General features: G+C 63.1%; 20 protein-coding genes. 12 read left to right on the forward strand and 8 right to left on the reverse strand.

Going from position 1 to position 22520, the window contains the following annotated elements:
• The first annotated feature begins 214 nt into the window (after window positions 1–214).
• A complete protein-coding gene (locus Q7J44_RS00600) occupies window positions 215–460 on the forward strand; it encodes a hypothetical protein (protein WP_304875987.1) in 246 nt (81 codons plus the stop codon).
• A 42-nt stretch (window positions 461–502) separates the two neighbouring features.
• Here the strand turns inward: Q7J44_RS00600 and Q7J44_RS00605 are convergent, their stop codons facing one another.
• Window positions 503–2083 carry a sodium/solute symporter gene (locus Q7J44_RS00605; protein WP_304875989.1) on the reverse strand — a complete coding sequence of 527 codons (1581 nt, stop codon included), beginning with the start codon at window positions 2081–2083 and terminating at the stop codon, window positions 503–505.
• A gap of 121 nt (window positions 2084–2204) precedes the next feature.
• Between Q7J44_RS00605 and Q7J44_RS00610 the strand changes: the two genes are divergently transcribed.
• Complete coding sequence (locus tag Q7J44_RS00610) at window positions 2205–3398, forward strand: mechanosensitive ion channel family protein (protein WP_304875991.1); 1194 nt, start codon at window positions 2205–2207, stop codon at window positions 3396–3398.
• A gap of 47 nt (window positions 3399–3445) precedes the next feature.
• On the opposite strand, the gene Q7J44_RS00615 is transcribed toward Q7J44_RS00610, so the two are convergent.
• Entirely contained in the window at window positions 3446–5728 is a 2283-nt protein-coding gene (locus Q7J44_RS00615; RefSeq protein WP_304875993.1) for an FdhF/YdeP family oxidoreductase, read from the reverse strand.
• A 214-nt stretch (window positions 5729–5942) separates the two neighbouring features.
• On the opposite strand from Q7J44_RS00615, the gene Q7J44_RS00620 reads away from it, so the two are divergent.
• The 6 genes from Q7J44_RS00620 (at window position 5943) to Q7J44_RS00645 (ending at window position 10907) form a co-directional block, all read left to right on the forward strand.
• Window positions 5943–6161, forward strand: a complete 219-nt coding sequence (locus Q7J44_RS00620; protein ID WP_304875995.1) for a hypothetical protein — start codon at window positions 5943–5945, stop codon at window positions 6159–6161.
• Between the two features lie 127 nt (window positions 6162–6288).
• Window positions 6289–7746 (forward strand): cytochrome ubiquinol oxidase subunit I, encoded by a 1458-nt coding sequence (locus tag Q7J44_RS00625; RefSeq protein ID WP_304875997.1) that lies wholly within the window; start codon window positions 6289–6291, stop codon window positions 7744–7746.
• A gap of 28 nt (window positions 7747–7774) precedes the next feature.
• Complete coding sequence (gene cydB, locus Q7J44_RS00630) at window positions 7775–8806, forward strand: cytochrome d ubiquinol oxidase subunit II (RefSeq protein WP_304875999.1); 1032 nt, start codon at window positions 7775–7777, stop codon at window positions 8804–8806.
• Window positions 8806–8910: a DUF2474 family protein gene (locus Q7J44_RS00635; protein WP_304876001.1), complete on the forward strand. Its 105-nt coding sequence runs from the start codon at window positions 8806–8808 to the stop codon at window positions 8908–8910. Before cydB ends, Q7J44_RS00635 begins: the two co-directional genes overlap by 1 nt.
• Before the next feature lie 303 nt (window positions 8911–9213).
• Window positions 9214–9921 carry an autoinducer binding domain-containing protein gene (locus tag Q7J44_RS00640; protein WP_304876002.1) on the forward strand — a complete coding sequence of 236 codons (708 nt, stop codon included), beginning with the start codon at window positions 9214–9216 and terminating at the stop codon, window positions 9919–9921.
• Window positions 9922–10022: 101 nt separating this feature from the next.
• Entirely contained in the window at window positions 10023–10907 is an 885-nt protein-coding gene (locus Q7J44_RS00645; RefSeq protein ID WP_304876004.1) for an acyl-homoserine-lactone synthase, read from the forward strand.
• Window positions 10908–11030: 123 nt separating this feature from the next.
• On the opposite strand, the gene Q7J44_RS00650 is transcribed toward Q7J44_RS00645, so the two are convergent.
• Genes Q7J44_RS00650 through Q7J44_RS00665 form a run of 4 tightly spaced genes read right to left on the reverse strand, consistent with a single transcriptional unit; the run spans window position 11031 to window position 15738 of the window.
• Complete coding sequence (locus Q7J44_RS00650) at window positions 11031–12185, reverse strand: OpgC family protein (RefSeq protein WP_304876006.1); 1155 nt, start codon at window positions 12183–12185, stop codon at window positions 11031–11033.
• Complete coding sequence (mdoH, locus tag Q7J44_RS00655; RefSeq protein ID WP_370692929.1) at window positions 12178–13956, reverse strand: glucans biosynthesis glucosyltransferase MdoH; 1779 nt, start codon at window positions 13954–13956, stop codon at window positions 12178–12180. Before mdoH ends, Q7J44_RS00650 begins: the two co-directional genes overlap by 8 nt.
• Before the next feature lie 4 nt (window positions 13957–13960).
• Window positions 13961–14140 carry a hypothetical protein gene (locus Q7J44_RS00660; RefSeq protein ID WP_304876008.1) on the reverse strand — a complete coding sequence of 60 codons (180 nt, stop codon included), beginning with the start codon at window positions 14138–14140 and terminating at the stop codon, window positions 13961–13963.
• Entirely contained in the window at window positions 14137–15738 is a 1602-nt protein-coding gene (locus Q7J44_RS00665; RefSeq protein ID WP_304876010.1) for a glucan biosynthesis protein, read from the reverse strand. Before Q7J44_RS00665 ends, Q7J44_RS00660 begins: the two co-directional genes overlap by 4 nt.
• Window positions 15739–16214: 476 nt before the next feature.
• Here Q7J44_RS00665 and Q7J44_RS00670 point away from each other — a divergent pair, with 476 nt between their 5' ends.
• Window positions 16215–17402, forward strand: a complete 1188-nt coding sequence (locus Q7J44_RS00670) for a glycine C-acetyltransferase (protein WP_304876012.1) — start codon at window positions 16215–16217, stop codon at window positions 17400–17402.
• An 11-nt stretch (window positions 17403–17413) separates the two neighbouring features.
• Entirely contained in the window at window positions 17414–18439 is a 1026-nt protein-coding gene (tdh, locus tag Q7J44_RS00675; protein WP_304876366.1) for an L-threonine 3-dehydrogenase, read from the forward strand.
• 4 nt (window positions 18440–18443) lie between these two features.
• Here tdh and Q7J44_RS00680 read toward each other — a convergent pair whose 3' ends face one another.
• On the reverse strand, window positions 18444–18914 hold the full coding sequence (locus Q7J44_RS00680) for an Lrp/AsnC family transcriptional regulator (RefSeq protein ID WP_304876014.1): 471 nt from the start codon (window positions 18912–18914) through the stop codon (window positions 18444–18446).
• A 105-nt stretch (window positions 18915–19019) separates the two neighbouring features.
• On the opposite strand from Q7J44_RS00680, the gene Q7J44_RS00685 reads away from it, so the two are divergent.
• Both Q7J44_RS00685 and Q7J44_RS00690 read left to right on the forward strand, forming a co-directional pair.
• Entirely contained in the window at window positions 19020–20465 is a 1446-nt protein-coding gene (locus Q7J44_RS00685; protein ID WP_304876015.1) for an aminotransferase class V-fold PLP-dependent enzyme, read from the forward strand.
• Between the two features lie 147 nt (window positions 20466–20612).
• On the forward strand, window positions 20613–21962 hold the full coding sequence (locus Q7J44_RS00690; protein WP_304876017.1) for an MATE family efflux transporter: 1350 nt from the start codon (window positions 20613–20615) through the stop codon (window positions 21960–21962).
• On the opposite strand, the gene Q7J44_RS00695 is transcribed toward Q7J44_RS00690, so the two are convergent.
• Window positions 21959–22519, reverse strand: coding sequence for a helix-turn-helix domain-containing protein (locus Q7J44_RS00695; protein ID WP_304876019.1), 561 nt, complete (start codon window positions 22517–22519; stop codon window positions 21959–21961). The two genes, Q7J44_RS00690 and Q7J44_RS00695, sit on opposite strands and share 4 nt — an antisense overlap.
• Window position 22520 lies beyond the last annotated feature (1 nt).

Here is a 22520-nt window from a genome sequence, read left to right on the forward strand (position 1 = left end):
ACCAAGGATGTCCTCGCCCGGCACGCCGGGAAATTCGGCCAGCGTTTAATGGACCGTCAGGTCAACGGGTTTCTGCCGCTCTGCGTCTAGCGGATCGCGCGGGACCGGGGACGTGGATATAGCGACCGCCCCTCGCCACCCCGTTCCCGACCCGGGAACAATTTCCCCCCTCAGCAGGTTCGACCGGAAGGAAGGCAAAGAAGGGGGAGCCGGGATGCTGCGGAAGACATGGGGTACGCTGCCCGTTCTGGTCAGGTTCATGCTGTCGCAGTTCGCGAACGGGGTGGCGATGGGATGGTCTTTTGGCTTGATGGTGATCTGGCTTGACCTTGGCGGCTTTGGCACGCTGCTGGCCCGTGTTGACAGCGCTGCGCTGACCGCACTGTTTTTTGCCAACGGCGGGCTGTTGTTCGGCACGACTGCGGCCAGTGTGGCGATCATGAGCCTGGGTGACGATTGATCCGGACCCTGCGCGACGCGTCTTGCGCCGGTCCGGCCTTGCTCAGACAAAGAAGGCGATTGTGGCCAGCGTTGCCAGCACCACAGCCAGACCCAGATACCGAGTGTTCTGATACCACGGCTTTTCAGCCATCTCGCGGCTTTCGTCGTCCCAGGTCTTGCGGCTGAACACCATGTCCTCCTCCAGCTCCGGCGGATCAGAGGTGAAGGTGATGAACAGAAAGATGCCAAGCGACAAAAGCAGCATCAGGCCGGTCCCATAGAGAAACTGCAGGTCGATTACCTCCATCACCTCGATCAGGGCAAAGCTCGCCAGACCCACCGGAATGCCGATGGCCAGCGTCGGAAAGGCGGCGTGGCGCGGCGGGCGGGCCCAGAACAGGCCGCCCAGAAACACCACCACCACAGGCATCGTGATGTAGCCGAGGAAAGACTGGAAATACGCCACGATCCCGTCGAAGTTCTGGATCATCGGGGCCCACAGGGCGGCAATGATCATGAAAACGCCCACCAGGACACGGCTGATCAGCAGCAACCGCGCTTCGCTCAGGTCTTTGTACCGGCGTTTGACGAAGTCGTTCACCGCGATGGACGCACTGCCGTTCAGCACGGAATCCATGGTCGACATCAGCGCCGCAATCAGCGCCGCAAGCGCCAGCCCGCGCAAGCCGGTCGGCAGAAACTCAAATACCAGCGCCGGCCAGATATGATCGCTTTCCTCAAGGTCGGGAAAAAGCGCACGGCCCATCAGGCCCGGCAAAACAAGGATGAACAGGAACGGCACTTGCAACGCGCCCGCCATCAGAGCCCCCCAGCGACCATGGTCGAGCGACTTGGCCGCCAGCACCTTCTGAACCACCACATGATTGGTCGTCCAGTAGTAGAACCCAAGCCAGAGCACGCCGGTAAAGATGCCGGGCCATGGCATGAAATCATCATCCGCGGGCTTGATGACCGACATGCCGCCTTCGGGCGCGGCATCGTTTACCGCCTGCCAGGTGCCGCCGATTTCGATGAAGACCATGACAAAGATGACGGTGCCGACAATCAGCAGCAGGATGCCCTGAACCGTGTCGGTGACCATCACAGCCTTGAGCCCGCCGAAAATGACATAAAGCCCGCCCAGCAGGGCGATGCCGGAAATCAGCATCCACAATGAAAATTCGGGAAACAGCAGTTGCAGCGTCATCGCGCCGGCAAAAAGCGCGCCCGCACTGTCGATAAAAATGGCGGTAAAGACCGAAAACCCTCCGAACAGGCTGCGCGCCTTGCTGTCATAGCGATGCTCAAGAAACTGCGGCATCGTGTTGACCTTGGAGCGCAGATAGAACGGCAGAATGAATATGGCGAAGAACACCAGAACCAGCGTGCCCATCCATTCATAATTCCACACCGCGATCCCGTCGCTGTAGCCCGACCCCGCAAGCCCGACGTAGGAGGTGCCGGAAAGGTTTGCCGACATCAGCGACAGGCCCACAATCGGCCACATCGCAGATCGACCGCCCAACAAAAAGCCTTCGCTGTCCTTTTGCGCGCGGCTGATCCAGAGCCCGAGGCCGATCACCGCGACAATGTAGATACCCGCAACGGTCAGGTCGATTGCGCCAATTTCGAAGTCTGGCATGGCTACCTCTGCTGGCTTGAAGGCAATTCGGGAACCAAGAAGCGCCGAAAAGGTTCCCGCAGAAGATGTTTTTTGCGCGGCCCGGCCGCCTTGGGCCTGAGGTCAGTTCCGTTGGAGTGTCATGCCAGAGTGGATGGAAGCGGTTGTTGTCTTTGTTGCTGCCCTGGCCCTGGCCTGGGTGCTGGGATTGTTGTTCTACCGCCTTGTGCTGAAGGCTTTGGCGCGGGTCGATACCTTTTGGCAAGAGCTGCTGGCGCGCACCCGGGGCCCGGTGCAGATGGCCCTGATCATCGTTGCGTTGGGGGTTGCCGGCAATCTGGCTCCGCTGTCCGTGCGGGTCACGGCAACCCTGCAACATGCGGTGTTGATCGGTCTGATCGCCTGTCTCACATGGGTGGTAAAGACCGCGCTGGATATTTGGATCATCCTGCATCTGAAGCGCTATCGCATTGATGTTGAAGACAACCTACTGGCGCGCAAGCATGTCACGCAGTCCAGAATCCTGCAGCGTGTCGGCACGATCCTGATCATCGCGGTCGGGACTGCAGCAGTTCTGATGACCATCGAGGCGGTGCGGCAGGTCGGGGTCAGCCTTCTGGCTTCGGCAGGGGCCGCCGGCATTGTGATCGGCCTGGCGCTGCAATCGGTTCTGCGCAATCTTCTGGCCGGCATCCAGATCGCGCTGACCCAGCCGATCCGTATCGATGACGCGGTCATCGTCGAGGGACAGTGGGGCAATATCGAGGAAATCAACGCAACCTATGTGGTCGTCCGCATCTGGGATCTGCGGCGGCTGGTGGTGCCGCTGACTTACTTTATTGAACAACCGTTTCAGAACTGGACACATAAAGATGCCACGCTCATCGGCTCGGTCATCCTTTACGTGGACCACGAGGTTTCCATTGCCGATCTGCGCCGCGAAGCCGAGCGCGTGGTCTCTCAATCAGCGCTGTGGAACGGGCAGGTCTTTGCGCTGCAGGTGACGGATTTTACCGAGCGTCAGGTCGAGATCAGGGTTCTGGCAAGTGCGCCCTCGTCAGGAAAGGCGTTTGATCTGCGCTGCGAAATCCGCGAGGCGCTGCTGGCCTATCTGCAGCACCAGCAGCCGAGCGCCTTGCCCAAAACCCGCATCGACCGACTTGCGCGCATTGGCCCCGGGGCGCGCGCCCCGGTGAGCCATGATTCAGGGCAACGCCGACATGAGGAGCCAAAGACACCGCAATCTGCCCTGACCGAACTGGTCGATGAGCCCCGGCAAATCGAAGATAAAGCCACCCGACCGGACCCGCCCGCCGATCAGAAACCTGAGCATTGAAAAGCACCACGCGCCCTCCCCGGGCCGTCGGTCAACGCGGCCTTGATTCAGTCAGCGACCACCCGGACAGGTACGCCCTTTGATGCAGGGGTCTTCGATGCCTTATCGTGCAGGTCAAGCGGAACCAGTGGGTTGGCCTCGGGATAATAGGCCGCCACACATCCGCTTGGCAGATCGTAGGGCACGATCCGCAGCCCGCCCAACCGACGCTCGAACCCGTCGTCATGGTCCGAAACCAGCGTCACCATCTGGCCCTCGGCCAGCCCGGCCCGGGTCACATCGCCGGGCGACATCAGCACGATCATCCGGTTGCCTTTCAAACCCCGCAGCCGGTCGTTGTCATCATAGATGGTGGTGTTGAACTGGCCATTCGACCGCAGGGTCATCAGCGTGAAGACACCGGCCCCCGGCACCTCGGCCAAGGCGGTCATGCGATCTGGAACGGTGAAGATCGCCTTGCCGTTTTCGGTTTTCCAGTCGCGCTCCCGGGCGCTGTTGCCGCGATAGAAGCCACCGGCCTGAAACATCCGTTCGTTGAACCGTCTGAACATGTCGGGATAGGTTTTCTCGATCTCGTCGCGGATCAGGCTGTAATCTGCGCACCACGCGTCCCAGCGCAGTTTGGGATTGGCAGTTCCCAATGTTGCCTTGGCCAGCCCGGTCACGATGGCGGGTTCAGACAGCAGCTGCGGCGAAGCGGGCGTGCGGCGGCCCACCGATCCATGAATATGGCTCAGACTGTCCTCGACCGTCACCGTCTGGCGGCCAGTCGCCTGCCGATCCTCTTCGCTGCGCGCAAGGCAGGGCAGCAGCCAGGCCCCATCGCCCACCAGCACATGCGACCGGTTGAGCTTGGTGGCAATCTGCACGTTCAGCGCCAGGTTTTGCCAGCACGGGTCCAGCCGCCCCTGATCGGGAATGGCCCGGGCAAAATTGCCACCCAGACTGAGAAAACCCTTCATCCGCCCGTCCAGCAGCGCCTCGGCCACAGAAACCGTGGTCCAACCTTCGTCGCGCGGGGGCTCAAACCCGAACTGTTCGGCAAGCTTGTCCAGTGGCACGAGGTCGGGCTTTTCCGAAATGCCGACCGTCCGTTGCCCCTGCACGTTGGAATGGCCCCGTACCGGGCAGATGCCTGTCCCTTCTCGCCCGATCATGCCGCGCATCAGCAGCAGATTGATCAGGGTTCCGATGCTTTGCGAGCCATGCACATGCTGCGTCAGACCCATGCCGTACAGGGCTATCGTCCGTTCAGAGCGGGCGCAGATATCGGCTGCCGCTTCCAGGTCCTGCCGCGACAGGCCCGAGAACGCCTCGATCTCGGCCCAGTCCAGCGCCCGCGCCCAGGCCTCAAACCCGGAAAACTCCGCCGTGTGCTCTTCGATGAAGGTCCGGTCCACAACCCCGCCGCGCTGATCCTCCAGCGCGAACAGGTGTTTGGCGATGCCGCCCATGGCGGCAATGTCGCCACCCGGGTTCAGTTGCAGATAAAGGTCAGACATCGCGGTGCTGGGCCCGGCCACCATCTGCGCCGGGTTCTGCGGATTGACGAATTCCAGCAGGCCCTTTTCGCGCACCGGGTTGAACACCACCACCTTGCAGCCCCGCTTGCGCGCCTGTTGCAGCGGATGCAGCAGGCGTGGGCTGTTTGATCCGGTGTTCTGGCCGAAGAATAACATCACGTCGCAGGTTTTGAAATCCTCCCAGACGCAGGTGCCCACCGAGACACCGATCACCTCTTTCAGCGCCACCGAGGTTGTCTCGTGGCACATGTTGGAACTGTCGGGCAGGTTGTTGTGACCATAGGCGCGCGCGAAAAGCGACCATAGGTAGGATGTTTCCAGACTGGCCCGGCCCGAGGTGTAGAAAACCGTCGATCTCGGATCAAGCGCGCGCAGGCTGGCCCCGATGCTGGCAAAGGCCTGATCCCAGCTTGCCGGTACATAACGGTCGCTGGCCGCATCATAGCGCATCGGATGCGTCAGCCGACCGGTCTTTTCCAAGGCGTGATCGCTCCAGCCCCGCAGTTCGGTGACGCTGTGCTGCGCGAAGAACTCCGGCGTGCAGCGGTCGCGCGTCAGCTCCCAAAGCGTCGCCTTCGCCCCGTTCTCGCAGAACTCGGCCGGATGCGGCGCGGGCGGCTTGGTCCAGGCACAGGACGTGCACATATGCCCGGCGGGTTTGTTCTGGCGCGCCAGCGTCATCAAGGCGCCGGGGGTAGGCCGATCCTGCAGAAACTGGCGCATGACGCTGTACAGCGATCCCCATCCGCCGGTGGCGTTCTTGTAATGCGGTGTTCCGGGGTCCTGGGTTTTCGGCGTGTCGTTCAAGGGGACTTCCTTTCCGAAGATCGGGCTCTGTAAGGGGAAGCATCCAGACGCGGATTTGTTCCACCCGACGCGCCCCGGGCTGGCCGGTTTGCGCCGGGCCCCATGTGCTTCGACCCTGCCGTCGGGGACAGTTTCGCCGTTCAAGGGTTTTCCGAAGGGAACAGAACCGCGCCGATCTGGTTGCACTTGCACCTACAGAAAGGAAAGCCACGCCATGACCAGCAACAAGCACCCGAAATCCGACAAGACGGTCGGTGCCGATCATCGTGACGATCTTGAGAATGACCCCGGTATCGGGTGTTCGAAGGGCCGGTTCGCCATGACGAACGAACCGCCACTTGAGGGGGAAAACACGTTCGAGGGTGATGTGAAGAACGACACCACCGCGCAAGGTGGGGTCGATCCGGAACAGCGGGGCCGGACCAACAAGTAGCGGCCCCAACACCCGGCGGGGAGCCTGAGCTTGCGCCGACCGCCCCTCCGCCCCGGATGGATTTTGCAGGAACACAAAGGGTGTGGTAGACTGACCCCCCGACAGAACACAAAGGGAAAGGCCTGAAATGTTCGAGAACGTGGATGCCATCCTGCTGGCCCGCATCCAGTTTGCCTTTACCGTCAGCTTCCACTTCCTGTTCCCGGCCTTCACCATCGGCCTTGCCAGCTATCTTGCCGTTCTGAACGGGATGTGGCTGCGCACAAAGGACGCGCAGTATCTTGATCTCTTTCGCTATTGGGTAAAGATCTTTGCGCTGGCCTTTGCCATGGGCGTGGTTTCCGGCATCGTCATGTCTTACCAGTTCGGCACCAACTGGTCGGTGTTTTCAGACCGCGCAGGCCCGGTGATCGGCGCGCCCATGGCCTATGAGGTGCTGTCGGCCTTCTTTCTCGAGGCGGGGTTCCTCGGCATCATGCTGTTCGGGCGGGAACGGGTCGGGCCGGTGCTGCATATGGTCGCCTGCGTGGCGGTTGCTGTTGGCACAGCGATGTCGGCTTTCTGGATCCTCAGCGTCAACAGCTGGATGCACACCCCCGCCGGATTCGAGATTGATCCGGAAACCGGGCAGTTTCTGCCGACGGATTTCTGGGCGGTGATCTTCAACCCCTCGTTCCCGTACCGGCTGGCCCATACGGTGACCGCCGCCTATCTGACCACCGCCTTCATCGTCGGCGGGGTTGCCGCCTGGCACTTGCTGCGCGCCCGCACCAGCGGCGGGCCGGGTACGGCCACGCGCACGATGTTTTCGATGGCGATGTGGATGGCGGCGTTGGTCGCGCCGGTGCAGATTTTTCTGGGTGACCTGCATGGGCTGAACACACTTGAACACCAGCCGGTCAAGGTCATGGCGATGGAGGGCCATTTCAACAGCTACCCCGAGGGTGCGCCGCTGTATCTGTTTGGCCTGCCCAATCAGGCAGAGCAGCGGCTGGACTATGCCATCGGCATCCCGAAGCTCAGTTCCCTGATCCTGCTGCACGATCTGAATGCACCGCTGGACGGGCTGAACACCGTGCCGGTCGAGGATCAGCCGCCGGTCGCCATCGTATTCTGGGCGTTCCGGGTGATGGTCGTCATTGGCTTCGCCATGCTTGGTCTGGGGATATGGTCGCTCTGGGCGCGCTGGCGGGGGCGGTTGTTCGACTGGCCGGCGCTGCACCGCGCGGCGCTGATCATGGGCCCTTCGGGTCTGGTCGCCGTTCTGGCGGGCTGGATCACCACAGAGGTCGGTCGCCAGCCCTTTACGGTCTATGGATTTCTGCGCACGGCCGACAGCGCCGCACCGCTGGACGCGGCGGCGGTGGGGGCGTCGCTGATGGCTTTTGTCATTGTCTATTTCGCGGTCTTTGGCGCAGGCACCTTTTACATCCTTCGACTCATGGCCAAGGCTCCCGCCGTTTCCGAGCCGTCGATCACCGACAGCATCGACGGCCCGATCCGCACCGCAGGCACAACGCCGGCGCAACAGTTTGAAACCCGCCGCGACGACCGGCCCGGCCCGAAGGCGGGTCACAGGGATTGATCGCAGAGACCGACCACGGAGACTGAGCATGCCCATCACCCAAGGCGTTTCCTTTGACCTCACCCTGATCTGGGCCTTCGTGCTTGCCTTCGCGGTGCTGGTCTATGTGGTGCTTGACGGTTTTGATCTTGGCATCGGGATGCTGTTCGCCACCGAACCGGAAAGCCGCGACCGCGATGTGATGATGAATTCGGTGGCCCCGGTCTGGGACGGAAATGAGACATGGCTGGTGCTGGGGGGTGGCGCGCTGTTCGCCGCCTTTCCGCTGGCCTATGCGCTGATCCTGCCCGCGCTCTATGTGCCGGTGACCGTGATGCTGCTGGCGCTGGTGTTTCGCGGCGTTGCCTTTGAATTCCGCTGGCGGACGGTACGTTGGCGGGGTGTCTGGGATGCGGCCTTTGTCGGGGGGTCGGCCATGGCGGCAATGGCGCAGGGCATTGCGCTGGGTGCCCTGTTGCAGGGCATCACCATTGACAAGGTCGCGCGCAGCTATGCCGGTGGCTGGTGGGACTGGCTGACGCCGTTTTCGGTGATGGTCGGGTTCGGGGTCATGGTCGGATACATGCTGCTTGGTGCCACCTGGCTGGTGATGAAGACCGAGGGCCCGCTGCAGGACAGGATGCGCAGGCGGGCCTGGGCACTTGGCATCGGAACGCTGGCATTCATCGCCCTTGTCAGCCTGTGGACACCGTTCCTGCAGGATGGCTATTACAGCCGCTGGTTTGGCGGGTGGAACATATTGCTTGCCGGTGCTGTCAGTGCTGCGGTGATGGGCGTGGCTTTCGGCCTGTATCGGTCGCTGACAGTCCGGCATCATGATTACTGGCCGTTCCTGCTGTCGCTTGCCCTGTTCGGGCTGAGTTTCGGTGGCCTCGGATACTCGATGTTTCCCTATATCGTGCCGGTCGAGGTGACGATCTGGGAAGCCGCCGCGCCCGAGAACAGCCAGCTTTTCATGCTGGCGGGTGCTGCGGTGTTGATCCCGGTCATTCTGATCTATACCGCGTATTCCTACTGGGTCTTCCGCGGCAAGATCGACCCGGATGAAGGCTATCACTGATGCGGCAGTCTCTGCGCCGATTGGGCTGGTTCGTGGCCATCTGGCTCGCCAGTGTCATCGTGCTGGCTGTGGTGGCCATGCTTTTGCGGGCGTGGATCGGCTAAGGCCTCAGGTGCCAATCGCCACCGGACTCTGCGCATGGGGATCAGACGGACCTGCGTTTCCCTTGCCCCTGTGTTACAGGGAAAGGATGTTCGGTAGTTCACGCAGACACCCCGGGCCGCATCGACGCCTGACGATCTTGACCCTGTGTTGCGTGCCAACATCGCCCTGATTAAGCATTTGTTGATCCAGCCCGGAGTGTTGTATTATCGCGCGTGCAGAAGATGGCAGAGCAGCTCTGTCAGGTGGCACCGCCCCCGCAGGGCATCAAACACCTGTGGCCTGCAGCAGAAAGAGAGCGCTAGGTGACCGCCGATCTGATCGACCTTGGCAGCGAAAGCCGGAATGCCGGAAGCTTCGTCACCTTCCTTGATCAGATCTGCGCCCGCTTCGAACTTGATCACGCCGCCTATGCCGGAACCAACCCGGTGTCTGGCGGGGTGCATGGTTATGTGAACTACCCCGACGCCTGGAAACGGCATTATTCCGAAAACGGCCTGCACCGGATTGATCCGACCCTGCTGGTCGCCAGCCGGTCGATCGCCCCGGTGGACTGGAGCCGGCTGGACCATACCGAGGGGTTTGAGAAGACCTTTCGCGATGCCCGCGATTTCGGCATCACCAACCGGGGCCTGACCATTCCGGTGCGCGGGCCGTATGGCGATATCGGCATGCTCAGCGTGACCCGCGATTGCAGTGTCGAGGAATGGGAAAAGCTGTCACGGCAGATCCTGCCGGATCTGCAATCGGTTGCGGTGCATGTGCATGACACGGTGATGCGGTCGGATGTGCTGTCGCGCGCCTTGCGCTATCCGGCGCTGTCCACGCGCGAACGCGAGATCCTGCAATGGATCGCCGCCGGCAAGTCGCAGCAGGATGTCGGGGACATTCTGGGCATTTCGCACCGCACGGTCGAGGTGCACCTGCGGTCCGGTCGCGAAAAGCTGTATGCGCTTACCACCCCGCAGGCCGTAGGCCGCGCGATCATGCTGGGCCTGATCTACCCGCTTTAACGCCTGATCGGGCGTGATCTTACGGGATTCCCCTCATAGTCTAATCCCTCTCCAACACGTTAACCTTGTTGGGGGAAGACCACTCATGTCAGGGGATAGATATGATTATCGTTATTGATGCACTGAACAAAGATCGTTTCGGCGATCTGCTGGATGAAATGTTCAAACTTCGCGCACGTGTTTTTGGCGACCGCCTGGGGTGGGAAGTCGAAATCATCAATGGGCGCGAGATTGACCAGTTTGACCGGCTCGATCCGGCCTATGTCATCGGGTTGGACGACGAAGGTCACGTCGTGTCCTGCGTCCGCGCGCTGCAGACCACGGGGCCGCACATGTTGTCAGACGTGTTTCAGGTTCTGCTGGATGGCGAACCGCCGCTGCGCAGCGCAACCTTGTGGGAATCGACCCGCTTTTGCGTCGATACCCAGCGGCTGTGCCGGAACGGCAACACGATGAAAGCCGTGTCGATGGCGACTTGCGAGCTGATGATCGGGTCGTTGGAATATGCGCGGCGGTCGGGGATTTCCGATATCATCACCGTGATCGACCCGGTGGTGAACCGGGTGCTGAAACGGTCTGACAACGCGCCCTATGACTATGTCGGCACGACCAAGCAGATGGGCAAGGTTCCGGCCATGGCCGCGCTGCTCGACTGCACCGAAGAGCGTATCAACCGGGTCCGCGCCTTTGCCGGCATCACCAATGACGTGTTTGCCAGCGAAGAAACCGTGCGCAGTCTGCTGGATGCGCGCCTTCTGGCATCGGCTGCGCAGATTCGCGATCCGTCAGACTGGGTCGCGATGATCCTGTCCGAGTCGGATGAACCCCTGCCGCCGGTTCTGCCGGAAGATATCCAGGATTATTGCCGCGCCCAGATCGAAGCCGCACAGACCGAAGAAGAGCGTGCCGCAGCCCTGCGGCTGGTCGATGTTCTGGTGCGCGAACGCATCCACCCGTCGATGCATCAGCTGGTGTTCCAAAGCTGAAGCCACGGGCGGCGCAGCTGTTCTGCCGCGAAAAAGGTGACCATTCCCGCAAAATGGGCCTTTCAGCGGGCTGCGCTGGCCCAGGGACCACAGCCTGCGCCGTCTTGTCCGCCAAACTGGTGGTCAGACCCTGCCGTCCACCGGCAGGGCGGCGCGGCGTGTCTTGCGCGTGCCAAGCCATCCGGCCAGCGCGAACAGAATCATAAATCCGCCACCGATCAGCGCAGTGTCCAGCAGGAATGACGGCCCCGCCATCACCTTGACCACCTGCGCCACATAGGCCAGCCCGGTGCTGGCGGCAAACACTGGCAGCGCGTGCTGTCCAAGTGTGATCAGCGGTGCCAGCTTCGGGCTTTCCGCCAGCCGCGTCAGCGCGGGCAGCGCGCTCAGCACATAGGCCAGCGCCAGAATGTGCAGCAAGCGGGGCAAGTGCACGAAACTCTTGTCGAAAGACGTGAACAGCCCCGGCGCGCCCAGGTATTCATGCGCCATCCACAGCGTGTGCCCGCCCCAGCCCGCAACCGCCGGCACCTGCACCCAGATCGCCGCTAGGCAAAGATAGGCCACCGCCAGCCAGAACGGCCAGATCCGGACCGGCAGCCATCGCCGCCCCTGCCGCATCGCCAGCCCGGTCAGCACACCGGCCACAAAGATCACTTGCCAAGCCAGCGGGTTGAAGAACCAGCCATTCTCCAGCGGCCATGTGGGCACCCTGATCCGGGCGATCCCGACCACCAGCCACAACAGCAATGACGCCAGCATCAGCCCGCGCGGCCAGCGCACACCCGCCGCCAGAACCAACGGGGCCGCCAGCAGCAGGGCAATATACAGCGGCAGAATATCGGCATAGGCAAACTGATGGCTCAGCGCCATCAGGGCCGGAACAAAGGTTACGGGGTCGGCAAGCGCGCGGGCAATGTTGCGCTTGACCGCCATTGCCGCCACTTCAGGATCGTGGACGGTCAGGTAAAACAGCGCCAGAATCCCCAGCACCACCAGAACATGCACCCACCACAGCGTCAGCACCCGCCGCCAGGGCCGCAGCGCCAGCGCCAGGGGCGGATAACGGTCGCGCATGAAAATGGGGCCATAGGCCAGCGCGGTGGCGATGCCGGACATCAGCACAAACCCCTCGGCCGCGTCGGAAAATCCGAAATTGCGCGAGGTTGCATGTTCCCACAACGTGCCCGGAATGTGGTTGATGAAGATCATCATCAAGGCAATGCCGCGCAGCAGATCCACCCGGTAATCGCGCCGGTGCGCTGCCTGCTCAGGCAACGCTTGTTTCCACCATGTCACTGTGCCAGTCGCGCAGCACTGCATTGTGGCGGGCAACAATGCCTGGCAGCACACGGTCCTCGGGCACCGGAAAGCGGCCGGGTGCCGCCGGTTGCGATGTCCACCAGATCAGCCCCGGGGCCAGCAGCATCGGCAGCAGCACCGGCAGCAGCCACAGCGTCAGCGCGGGGGCAAAATACTGCGCCACCCCAAGCCCCACAACGCCCCAACCGCTGATCCACCGGCCCGCAGCCCAGGCGTCGGCGAAGTCGAGCCCGCCATCGCCGCGATTGTTGGGCGGCCAGCCGCCATCGCGCCCCAAGAGCACCTGCACCACCGACCGGCATTGAAACGCCAGCAGCACCGGGGCGATCAGCGATGACAGCGCCAGCTCGGACAGCATGGCGCGCAGGGACGCCCCGGCCCCGCCAAACGCCGCCGAACGTCCCGAAAGGGCGGCGTCCAGTACCACCAGCAGTTTCGGCATGACCAGCAAACCGAAAATCCCCAGCGCCAGACCCACGGCCTTTGCCGTCTGGTCATAGGGAAACACCGGAAAGGGCCAGTTTTCCTGCGGAAAATAATCCGGCCCGCTGGCGGTGGCTGTGGCAATCACCGATGCCCCGATAAAGGCCAGCCAGATCACCGGCGCGATATAGGCGAATATGCCCTGAAACAGTGTGAATCTGCTCCACGCCTTCAGCCCCGGCGCGCCGATCACCTTGCCATGCTGCAGATTGCCCTGACACCAGCGCCGGTCGCGCTTGGCGTGGTCGACGATGTTTTCCGGCCCCTCTTCGAAGCTGCCCTGCAGGTCATCATCCAGCCGCACCGTCCATCCGGCGCGCGACAACAGCGCCGCCTCGACATAATCATGGCTCAGGATATGCCCCCCAAAGGGCGGACGGCCCGGCAGTTCCGGCAGGCCACAGCTTTCGGCCCAGGCGCGGATGCGCACAATGGCGTTGTGGCCCCAGAACGGCCCGGTGCGGCCCTGCATCGCCGCCAGACCATGGGCGAACACCGGCGAATGGAACGAGGCTGCAAACTGCATCGCCCGGCCAAACACCGTGCGCGCGCCGATCACCCGGGGCAGCGATTGCAGCAGGCCAAGCTTGGGGTCGGCCTCCATCCGGCGGATCATGGTCAGAACCGTTTCGCCCTCGATCAGGCTGTCGGCATCCAGGATCACGGCGTAATCCCATGCCCGACCTGATGTGGTGATGAATTCCTCGATATTGCCGGCCTTGCGCCCGGTGTTCTTGTCCCGGCGACGGTAAAAGATCCGGCCCTCGCCACCCTGCCGTGCCAGCAGGCGTGCGCACCAGTGGCGTTCTTCGGCGGCAATCGCCTCATCGCGCGTGTCGGACAGGATGGCAAAATCGACCGCCACCCCCGCGCCGGTCGCGCGCAGGGAATCGTCCATCGCCGCAATCCGGGCAAAGGTTATGCTGGGCTCTTCGTTATAGACCGGGACGATCACCACCGTCTTGCCGCTGATCTGCCCCCGCACTTCGGGGATCCGGGGCCGTGGCCCGGCAAACAGACCCAGCATTGCGGTGCCCGCGCCCCAGGCCAGCCACCAGGTGGACAGAAAGATCAGCCCCGACCGGACCAGATCCACCGCCGTGACCCCATCGGCCGCGCCATAGATGTGAAACACCATTCCCGCCGCAGCCGCAGACATCAGGCTGAACGCAATCGCAAACGCCCGCGCCCCGGCCGCGCGGAGGTTCCAGACAGGCGACAGGGCGGCGGTGGACACCGACACGGGCTTATCCCACGCGACCAAGATCCCGGCGCAGCAGGGACAGAACAGCACCAAAGCCGCGCAGCAGCGGACCGGCTTCGCGGGTCAGAGTTTGTTTCGGCATTGCCAGCGGGGCAACGGGCGGTTCAACCCCGCCCAGATCATTTGGGTCTGGAATCAAGGGGGCAGTCTTTTCGATGGTCATGCGCTCATCCATTGATAGAGCCAGTTTTCTGTCAGCTTGCGTCCGTAACCCGCCACATGCGCGACCAGTTCCACCGTGGCCCCCGCTTTCGGCTTCACATCGATGACAAGGCGCCAGACTGCATTGTTTTCAATCTTCGACAGGGTTTTGACTATAATTTCACCACCGGCGACGGTCACGACCGGCTCTACTTCGGCATCGGTGGGCAGACGCGACAGCAGGCCACCGGCGAAATCGACAACGAATTTGCGGGTGCCATCGGTGTTCTCAACGCCCGCAACCCCACCGACCCCGGCCCGGGTTTCCTTGACATACGCCACATCCGCCGCCGGATCGACCGGCAGCGCGCCCCAGTGCAGACGATAGGCAAATTCCAGCATCTGCCCCGGCACCGGCCTGGCCTCGGGCACCCAGAAGGCGACAATGTTGTCATTCACCTCCAGCGGGGTCGGAATCTCGACCAGACGCACCGCGCCCCGGCCCCATTCGCCCACTGGTTCCACCAGCAGGGAGGGACGGCGTTCATAATGCGATACCGCATCCTGATAATTCTCAAAATCGCGGTCGCGCTGCATCAGGCCAAAAGCCAGCGGGCTGTCTTCGACAAACCAGGACTCCGACAGCCGGGTCGGGTTGTTCAGGGGCCGCCAGTTGCGGTCACCGTCGCGGCGATGAATTGCCAGCCCGTCGCTGTCATGCACACTGGGACGAAAATCGTCAAAATCGGTGCGGCTTTTTTCCGAAAACAGATACATCGAGGTCAGCGGCGCAATGCCGATCTGGTCCACCTCTGTGCGGAAGAACAGCCGCGCGGTCACATCCATCACCGTATTGGTGCCGGGGCGGATCACAAAGCGGTAGGCCCCGGTGCAGCTTTCGCTTTCCAGCGCGGCGTGGACCACTACCTCGCGGGCAAACGCCGCAGGTCGCTCCAGCCAGAAGCGCGAAAAGCGCGGGAATTCCTCGGGCTTGCCCAGCCCGGTGTTGATTGCAAGCCCGCGCGCCGACAGGCCATAGCCGGTATCGCGCCCGACAGCGCGGAAGTAGCTGGCCCCCAGAAACGCCACCACCTCGTCAAACATATCCGCCCGGTTCAGCGGTGCGTTCAGCCGGAACCCAGCCACGCCCGGCAGCGGCTCATGCGCTGGCACCCGGTCGCGGATACGGTCGTAATAGCGGAAGTCATCGGTGGTGAACACGATCGGGCGGGCGGTGCCGGCCTCAACCTCGAACATGGTCACGGGTTCCGCGAACAGCCAACCAAGGTGAAAGGCATGCACATGAAAGCCGGCATCGGTTCCCGACCAGCGTGCCTGCGCCGGATTGAACTGCACGGCCTGATAATCATCATAGCTGAAGTCGCTGAAAAACCCTGCTGCCCGCTCTGCCGCCACATGTGGCGCGGCGGCTAAATTGCGCATCTCGTCGGTCAGCCGGTCAAAGTCGAACGGCACCCCGGCAGCATCTGCGGGCGCGTCTGTCTGTGCATGGGCAACGCCGGAAAGGGCGGTGCTGCACTGCAGCAGGGCCGCTGTTCCCAGCAGCCCAAGGAAAGACCGGCGTGGCATCATATCTGGCAGTCCCGGCGTATCCGGCATTTTGGCTCCCGCACGTCGATTCGGTAAAAACTCAATGAAGTTCTCAGGTTATAAGGGGGGGCGCCAGTGTGACAGCTATGCGCGCGGTGCAAGCCTGTCATGCTGCAACTGCAAAGCATTTTCCCGATCTGCCCCCAAAGCGCCCGGTCTACACGAAAGGCGCAGATGGGGTATCGGACCCGCGCCCGTCAATGGGCGATGCGCGGCGGTGCAGAACAATCTGCGACATATGGCTGCTTTCCGCCGAATGCCGGGTGGGTTTGCGGCCAAATCCGGCGAGACCCCGGGCCGAGCCGCCAGCGCCCCGCGCCCGTCACCCACCGGAACCGCTTTGCGAATCGGCGCGCGCGCCTGACACTCGGGGCAGGAAGGCAACGCCCGGGTCATTTTATCCGTGATTACGGACGCGTTTCTTTTATATTGACATCAAAGGCCAGCTTCACCACCATCCGCAGAATACAGAACAGGAGCCACCGATGTCGCGCACCGACTTCCTCCAACACCTCAACGACACGCTGTCGGACATCGAGTCTGCCGGCCTGTTCAAGCGCGAACGTATCATGTCTTCGCCGCAATCGGCGCATGTCACAGTGGCGGGGCGGCCGCTGCTGAACCTGTGTGCCAACAATTACCTCGGTCTGGCCAATGACCCGGCGCTGATTGCTGCGGCGCACCGCGCGCTGGATGATCAGGGGTTCGGCATGGCCTCTGTCCGCTTTATTTGCGGCACGCAAGATCTGCACCGCCAACTGGAAAGCCGCATCGCGCAGTTTCTGCACATGGACGACTCCATCCTGTTCGCCGCCTGTTTCGACGCCAATGGCGGGCTGTTCGAACCCCTGCTGGGGCCAGAGGATGCGGTGATCTCGGATGCGCTGAACCATGCGTCGATCATTGATGGCATCCGGCTGTGCAAGGCAAAACGCTATCGCTACGCCAATTCCGACATGGCGGATCTGGAGGCGCAGTTGCAAGCCGCCCGCGCGGATGGTGCGCGCCATATCCTGATCGCAACCGATGGGGTGTTCTCGATGGATGGCTATCTGGCCAACCTGCCCGCCATCACCGCGCTGGCCGAAAAGTACGGCGCGCTGACCATGGTCGATGATTGCCACGCCACCGGCTTCATGGGGCCGCAGGGCCGGGGCACGCCTGCGCATCACGGGGTCAGCGTCGACATCCTGACCGGCACCTTGGGCAAGGCGCTGGGCGGCGCGCTGGGCGGCTATATCGCCGGGCCGCAGGCCGTGGTGGATCTGCTGCGGCAACGGGCGCGGCCCTACCTGTTCTCCAACGCGCTGCCGCCGGCCATCGTGGCGGCGGGTCTGGCGGCGATTGATATGGTCGAGGCGGCAGATGATCTGCGCGCTCAACTCTTCGACAACGCCGCCTATTGGCGCGCCGGTCTGGCCGATGCCGGTTTCACCCTGCTGCCCGGCGAACACCCGATCATCCCGGTGATGACCGCCGAGGCCCCCTTGGCGCAAGCCATGGCCAGCGCGCTGTATGACCGTGGCGTCTATGTTTCAGGCTTCTTCTTTCCCGTCGTGCCAAAGGGGCAGGCCCGCATCCGCACCCAGATGAATGCGCAACTGACCCGGGCCGATCTGGACTTCGGTCTTGATCAGTTTCGTGCGGCGGGCAAAGTCGTAGGGGTGATCTGATGGGCCGCGACATGAAAGCACTGGCCAAAACGAAGCCAGAGGTCGGCCTCTGGCTGGAACAGCGCCCGGTCCCCGAAATCGGCCCCGATGACGTGCTGATCCGCATCCGCAAGACCGGCATCTGCGGCACCGACATTCATATCTGGAACTGGGACGATTGGGCCGCGCGCACCGTGCCGCTGGGTCTGGTGACAGGCCATGAATTCGCGGGCGAGATTGTCGAGTTGGGCCGCAACGTCACCAGCCTTGCCATCGGCCAGCGTTGCTCGGGCGAAGGACACCTGATTTCCAACCAGTCGCGCCAATCCCGCGCGGGCAAATTCCACCTTGATCCGGCCACGCGCGGCATCGGGGTAAATGAACAGGGGGCCTTTGCCCAATACCTGTCGCTGCCCGCCTTCAACGTGGTGCCATTGCCGGATGAGATTGATGATGACATCGGCGCCATCCTCGACCCGCTGGGCAATGCGGTCCACACCGCGCTGTCCTTCGATCTGGTGGGCGAAGATGTGCTGATCACCGGGGCCGGTCCCATCGGCATCATGGCGGCGGCGGTCGCACGCCATGTGGGCGCGCGGCATGTGGTGATCACCGATGTCAATCAGGACCGGCTGGATCTGGCCGCACAGGTGGCCGACGTGGTGCCGGTCAATGTGGCACTGCAGGATCTGCACGCTGTTCAGGCCAGCCTGAAGATGAAACAGGGCTTTGATGTCGGTATGGAAATGTCGGGCAATCAGGCGGCGCTCGATCAGATGATCGAAAATCTTGTGATGGGCGGGCGCATTGCCATGCTGGGCATCCCACCCGGCAAATCGCCGGTGGACTGGAGCCGGATTGTCTTCAAGGCCATCACCCTGAAGGGCGTTTACGGGCGTGAGATTTTCGAGACATGGTACAAGATGATCGCCATGCTGGAAAACGGGCTGGATATCCGCCGCGTCATCACCCACCGCTTTCCCGTCGACCAGTTCCGCGACGGGTTCAAGGTGATGCGCGCAGGGTCCAGCGGCAAGGTGGTGCTGGACTGGGGCTGAGCGGCTATAGCAGCCGGTTCAGATCGGCGGGGCGGTTTTCCAATATCCGCTCCATCGAAAACAACCCGGTCACCTTGTCGAATTCAAACCCGTCAATCAGCCGCTGATAAAAACGGTCATATCCGGCCATGCCTTGCGTGACGATCTTCAAAAGGTAATCCCATTCGCCGCCAATCCGGTTGAAGTCGATCACTTCCGGCAGGCTTTGCACGTGGCGCGAAAAGCGGTCCACCCAGTCGCGCGAATGGTGCCGGGTGCGGATCATCACAAACACCGTCAGATCCAGCCCCAGCGCCGCCAGATCCACCCGCGCCTGCGACCCGGCCAGAATGCCCGCCGCCTGCAACGCCTGTATCCGCCGCCAGCAGGCGTTCTGCGATAGGCCCACCAGATCAGCAATCTGGCGCTGCGACAGCGACGAATCACGCTGCAGCGTGGTCAGGATGCGCAGATCATAGATATCCATATTCTTCATATCTTAGATCATATGATCTGAATTTTTGGAAATCTACCGGAATAACGCCGCATCTGATTGCCGGTTTTCGATCTATCGTTAAGGCAGACCAAGGAGTACTGCCCCGTGACCGACACTGCCGATCTGTTTTCTCCGTTCCGCGCCGCCCTTCAGGCGGCAGATCCGCTGGCCGCGTTGCGCGGCGGACTGATCGGTGAAGGCATGCTGATAGACGGCCCATACGGCCCCAAACCCCTGATCTATGCCGATTACACCGCCTCTGGCCGCGCGCTGCGTCAGGTCGAAACCTTCCTGATGGATCACGTGCTGCCGTACTACGCCAACAGCCATACCGAGGCGTCGTTCTGCGGCGCGCGCATGACTCAAATGCGCCGCGCCGCCCGCGCCATCATCGCGCGGTCTTGCGGGGCAGGGCCTGATCATGCGGTGGTGTTCTGCGGGTCCGGGGCCACGGCGGGCATCAACCGGCTGGTGGCGCTGCTGGGGGCAGGCCCCGGCGTGCGGGTCATCCTTGGGCCGTATGAGCATCATTCCAACCTGCTGCCCTGGCGCGAAAGCGGGGCCGAGGTGATCGAGCTGGGCGAAGATCCCCAAGGCGGCCCCGACCGCGCCGGACTGGCGCAGGCGCTGGCATCGGCACCCAAGGGTGCGCGGGTGATCTGCTCTTTCTCTGCCGCGTCCAACATCACGGGCGAGGTGGCCGATGTGACAGCCCTTACCCGGCAGGTCCGGGCGGCGGGCGCGCGGATGGTCTGGGATTATGCTGGCGGCGGCCCCTATCTGCCGATCGCCATGTCCCCGGTGCCGGACGTCGACATCGATGCCATCGTGATTTCGCCGCACAAGTTCATCGGCGGGCCGGGGGCGTCGGGCGTGCTGATTGTACGCCACGATGCGGTGGTGTCAGACCGCCCCAGCTGGCCCGGCGGCGGCACGGTGCGCTTTGTCTCGCCCTGCACGCATGATTTCAGCCAGCGGCTGGAGGCGCGCGAAGAGGCGGGCACCCCGAATGTCACCGGCGATCTGCGCGCCGCACTGGTCTTCATGGTCAAGGATTGCATCGGCACCGCACAGATGGCCCGGCGCAACGCGGTTCTGGTAGAGCGCGCCAATGCCGCATGGGCCAGCCAACCGCGCCTCACCCTGCTCGGCCCCACCGACCGCAACCGCCTGCCGATCTTTTCCTTCCGTGTGCAGGACGGGCAGGGCGGCTTTGTGCATCATCAGCTGATCACCCGGCTTTTGTCCGATCTCTACGGCATTCAGGCCCGCGGCGGCTGCGCCTGCGCCGGGCCCTATGTGCACCGCCTGCTGGGCATCGACGCGGAAGCGTCTGCCCGCCTGCGGCAGGCCATCCTGTCGGGCGATGAGCTTCAGAAACCGGGCTTTGTCCGGCTCAACCTGTCACCGCTGATGACCGACGATAAGGTGCAGATCATACTGGACAGCGTTTCAGCCCTGTCCGGCAAAGCCGCCGATCTGGTGCGGCAGTATCAGTGTGATCCTGAAACCGCCATTTTTTCGCCCGTGCCCGAGGCGGCTTTGGCCTGAAGGCACCGCGCGCCGGATCCAGGTCACTTGCCAAAGCGTTGCATGCAGGCTGGGCTTGACCACGCTCCGGCAACCTGATCCTTCTGGCCAGCGTACCCCCAACAGGGCGGGGCCGGGTGCACGGCCCGTATCACGCCGGACATTACCATGACTGAAACTGCCGGACCCGCCATCACCACCGCTGCGATCACCCATCGCAGGGTGCTCAACATCGCCCTGCCGCTCCTTGTGTCCAATGCCACGATCCCGTTGCTGGGTCTGGTGGATACGGCTGTTATCGGGCAGATGGGGGCGGCAGCCCCGATCGGCGCGGTGGGTCTGGGTGGCATCATCCTGTCCTCCGTATATATGCTGTTCACCTTCCTGGGGATGGGCACCTCGGGCCTGACCGCGCAGGCGCATGGCCGGGGCCAACCGCGCGAAACCGCCCTCGTGCTTCACCGTGCTCTGCTGATCGCCTCCCTGTGCGGCGCGGCCCTGATCCTGTTGCACCTGCCGGTGCTGGCCGGGGCCTTCGCCCTGTCGCCCGCGTCAGACGAGGTCGAGGATCTGGCCCGCAGCTATGTGTCGATCCGCATCTGGGGGGCACCTGCCACCATCGCGATTTACGCCATGACCGGCTGGCTGATCGCGCAGGAAAGGACGCGCGCGGTCCTGATGCTGCAGCTATGCATCAACGGCATCAACATCGTGCTGGATGTGGTTTTCGTGATCAGCCTTGGCCTTGGCGTGCCGGGCGTCGCCGCCGCCACCCTGATCGGCGAATGGACCGGGTTTTGCCTCGCGCTCTGGCTTTGCCGCGCCGCATTTGTCCCCGCCATGCGCTCGCGCTGGGGCGAGATTGCGGAACGTGTGGCCCTCAAACGCATCATGGCGATGAACGCCGATCTGATGCTGCGCTCTGTTCTTCTGCAAGCCAGCTACACGTCTTTCGTCTTCCTCTCGGCAGGGCAGGGCGATGTCAGCCTCGCCGCCAATCAGCTGCTGCTACAATTTCTGCACCTGTTCTCTTACATGCTCGACGCCTTCGCCTATTCGGCCGAAGCGCTGGTGGGGCAGGCTGTCGGTGCCCGCGCCGTCGTCCCCCTGCGACGCGCGGCAATCCTGTCCGGCCAATGGGCGCTGGGCGGCAGCCTTGTGCTCACCACGGCGGCGCTGTTCGGCGGCCCGCAGCTCATCACCCTGATGACCACCGCCCCCGATGTGCAGGCCGAGGCGATGCGCTATCTGCCATGGGTCTGGATCATGCCGCTGGCCAGCTTTGGCAGCTTCATCTTCGACGGCATTTTCATAGGGGCCACCCTGTCGCGTCAGATGCGCAACGTGATGTTCATGTCGCTGATCTTCTACCTGATCACCATCGTCATCGGCATGCCGCTGATCGGCAACCACGCCCTGTGGCTGGGGATCATCGTGATGAGCCTGTCACGTACCCTGCTGATGGCCCGCGCCTATCCGCAGGTTGAGGCGAAGGCCCGCCTGCCGCAAGACTTTTAGCTGTTCTGCACAATCAGAATGGCCCGCGCCGGTCCGCCAACCGCCTCAATCCGGTGCGGGCGGTCGGCGAAATAGCGTGCCGTGTCGCCGGTGCCCAGTTGCTGGCTTTCCTCGCCCGAGGTCACCTCGATCCTGCCATCCAGCAGGGTCAGATGTTCCCGGCAGCCCGGCCCGTGCGGATCGCTGATCAGCTTGCCGCCCGTCGCAAAGGTCAGATCATAGACCTCATGCACCCCCACCGCTTCGGCAGGTGACAGGATACGGATGCTCACGCCAAGCCCGCGCCCGCCGATCACCGGGGCGGCCTCGGCGCGGATCACCTCAATCCTCGGGGTTTCGCGGGCCTCCAGTAAACCGGCGAAATCCACCTGCAACGCCTGTGTCAGGTTCCACAGCGTCGCCACCGTGGGGCTGCTCTCGCCGCGTTCGATCTGGCTGACCATCGACCGGCTGACCCCGGACAGCCGCGCCACGGCATCAAGGCTCAGGCCCTTGGCCGTCCGCGCCTCTTTCAGCGCGGCGGCAAGGCGGGCGTGAATTTCGGAACGCGGGTTCATG

Source organism: Pseudotabrizicola sp. (assembly GCF_030656345.1).
Classification (GTDB): Bacteria; Pseudomonadota; Alphaproteobacteria; order Rhodobacterales; family Rhodobacteraceae; genus Pseudotabrizicola.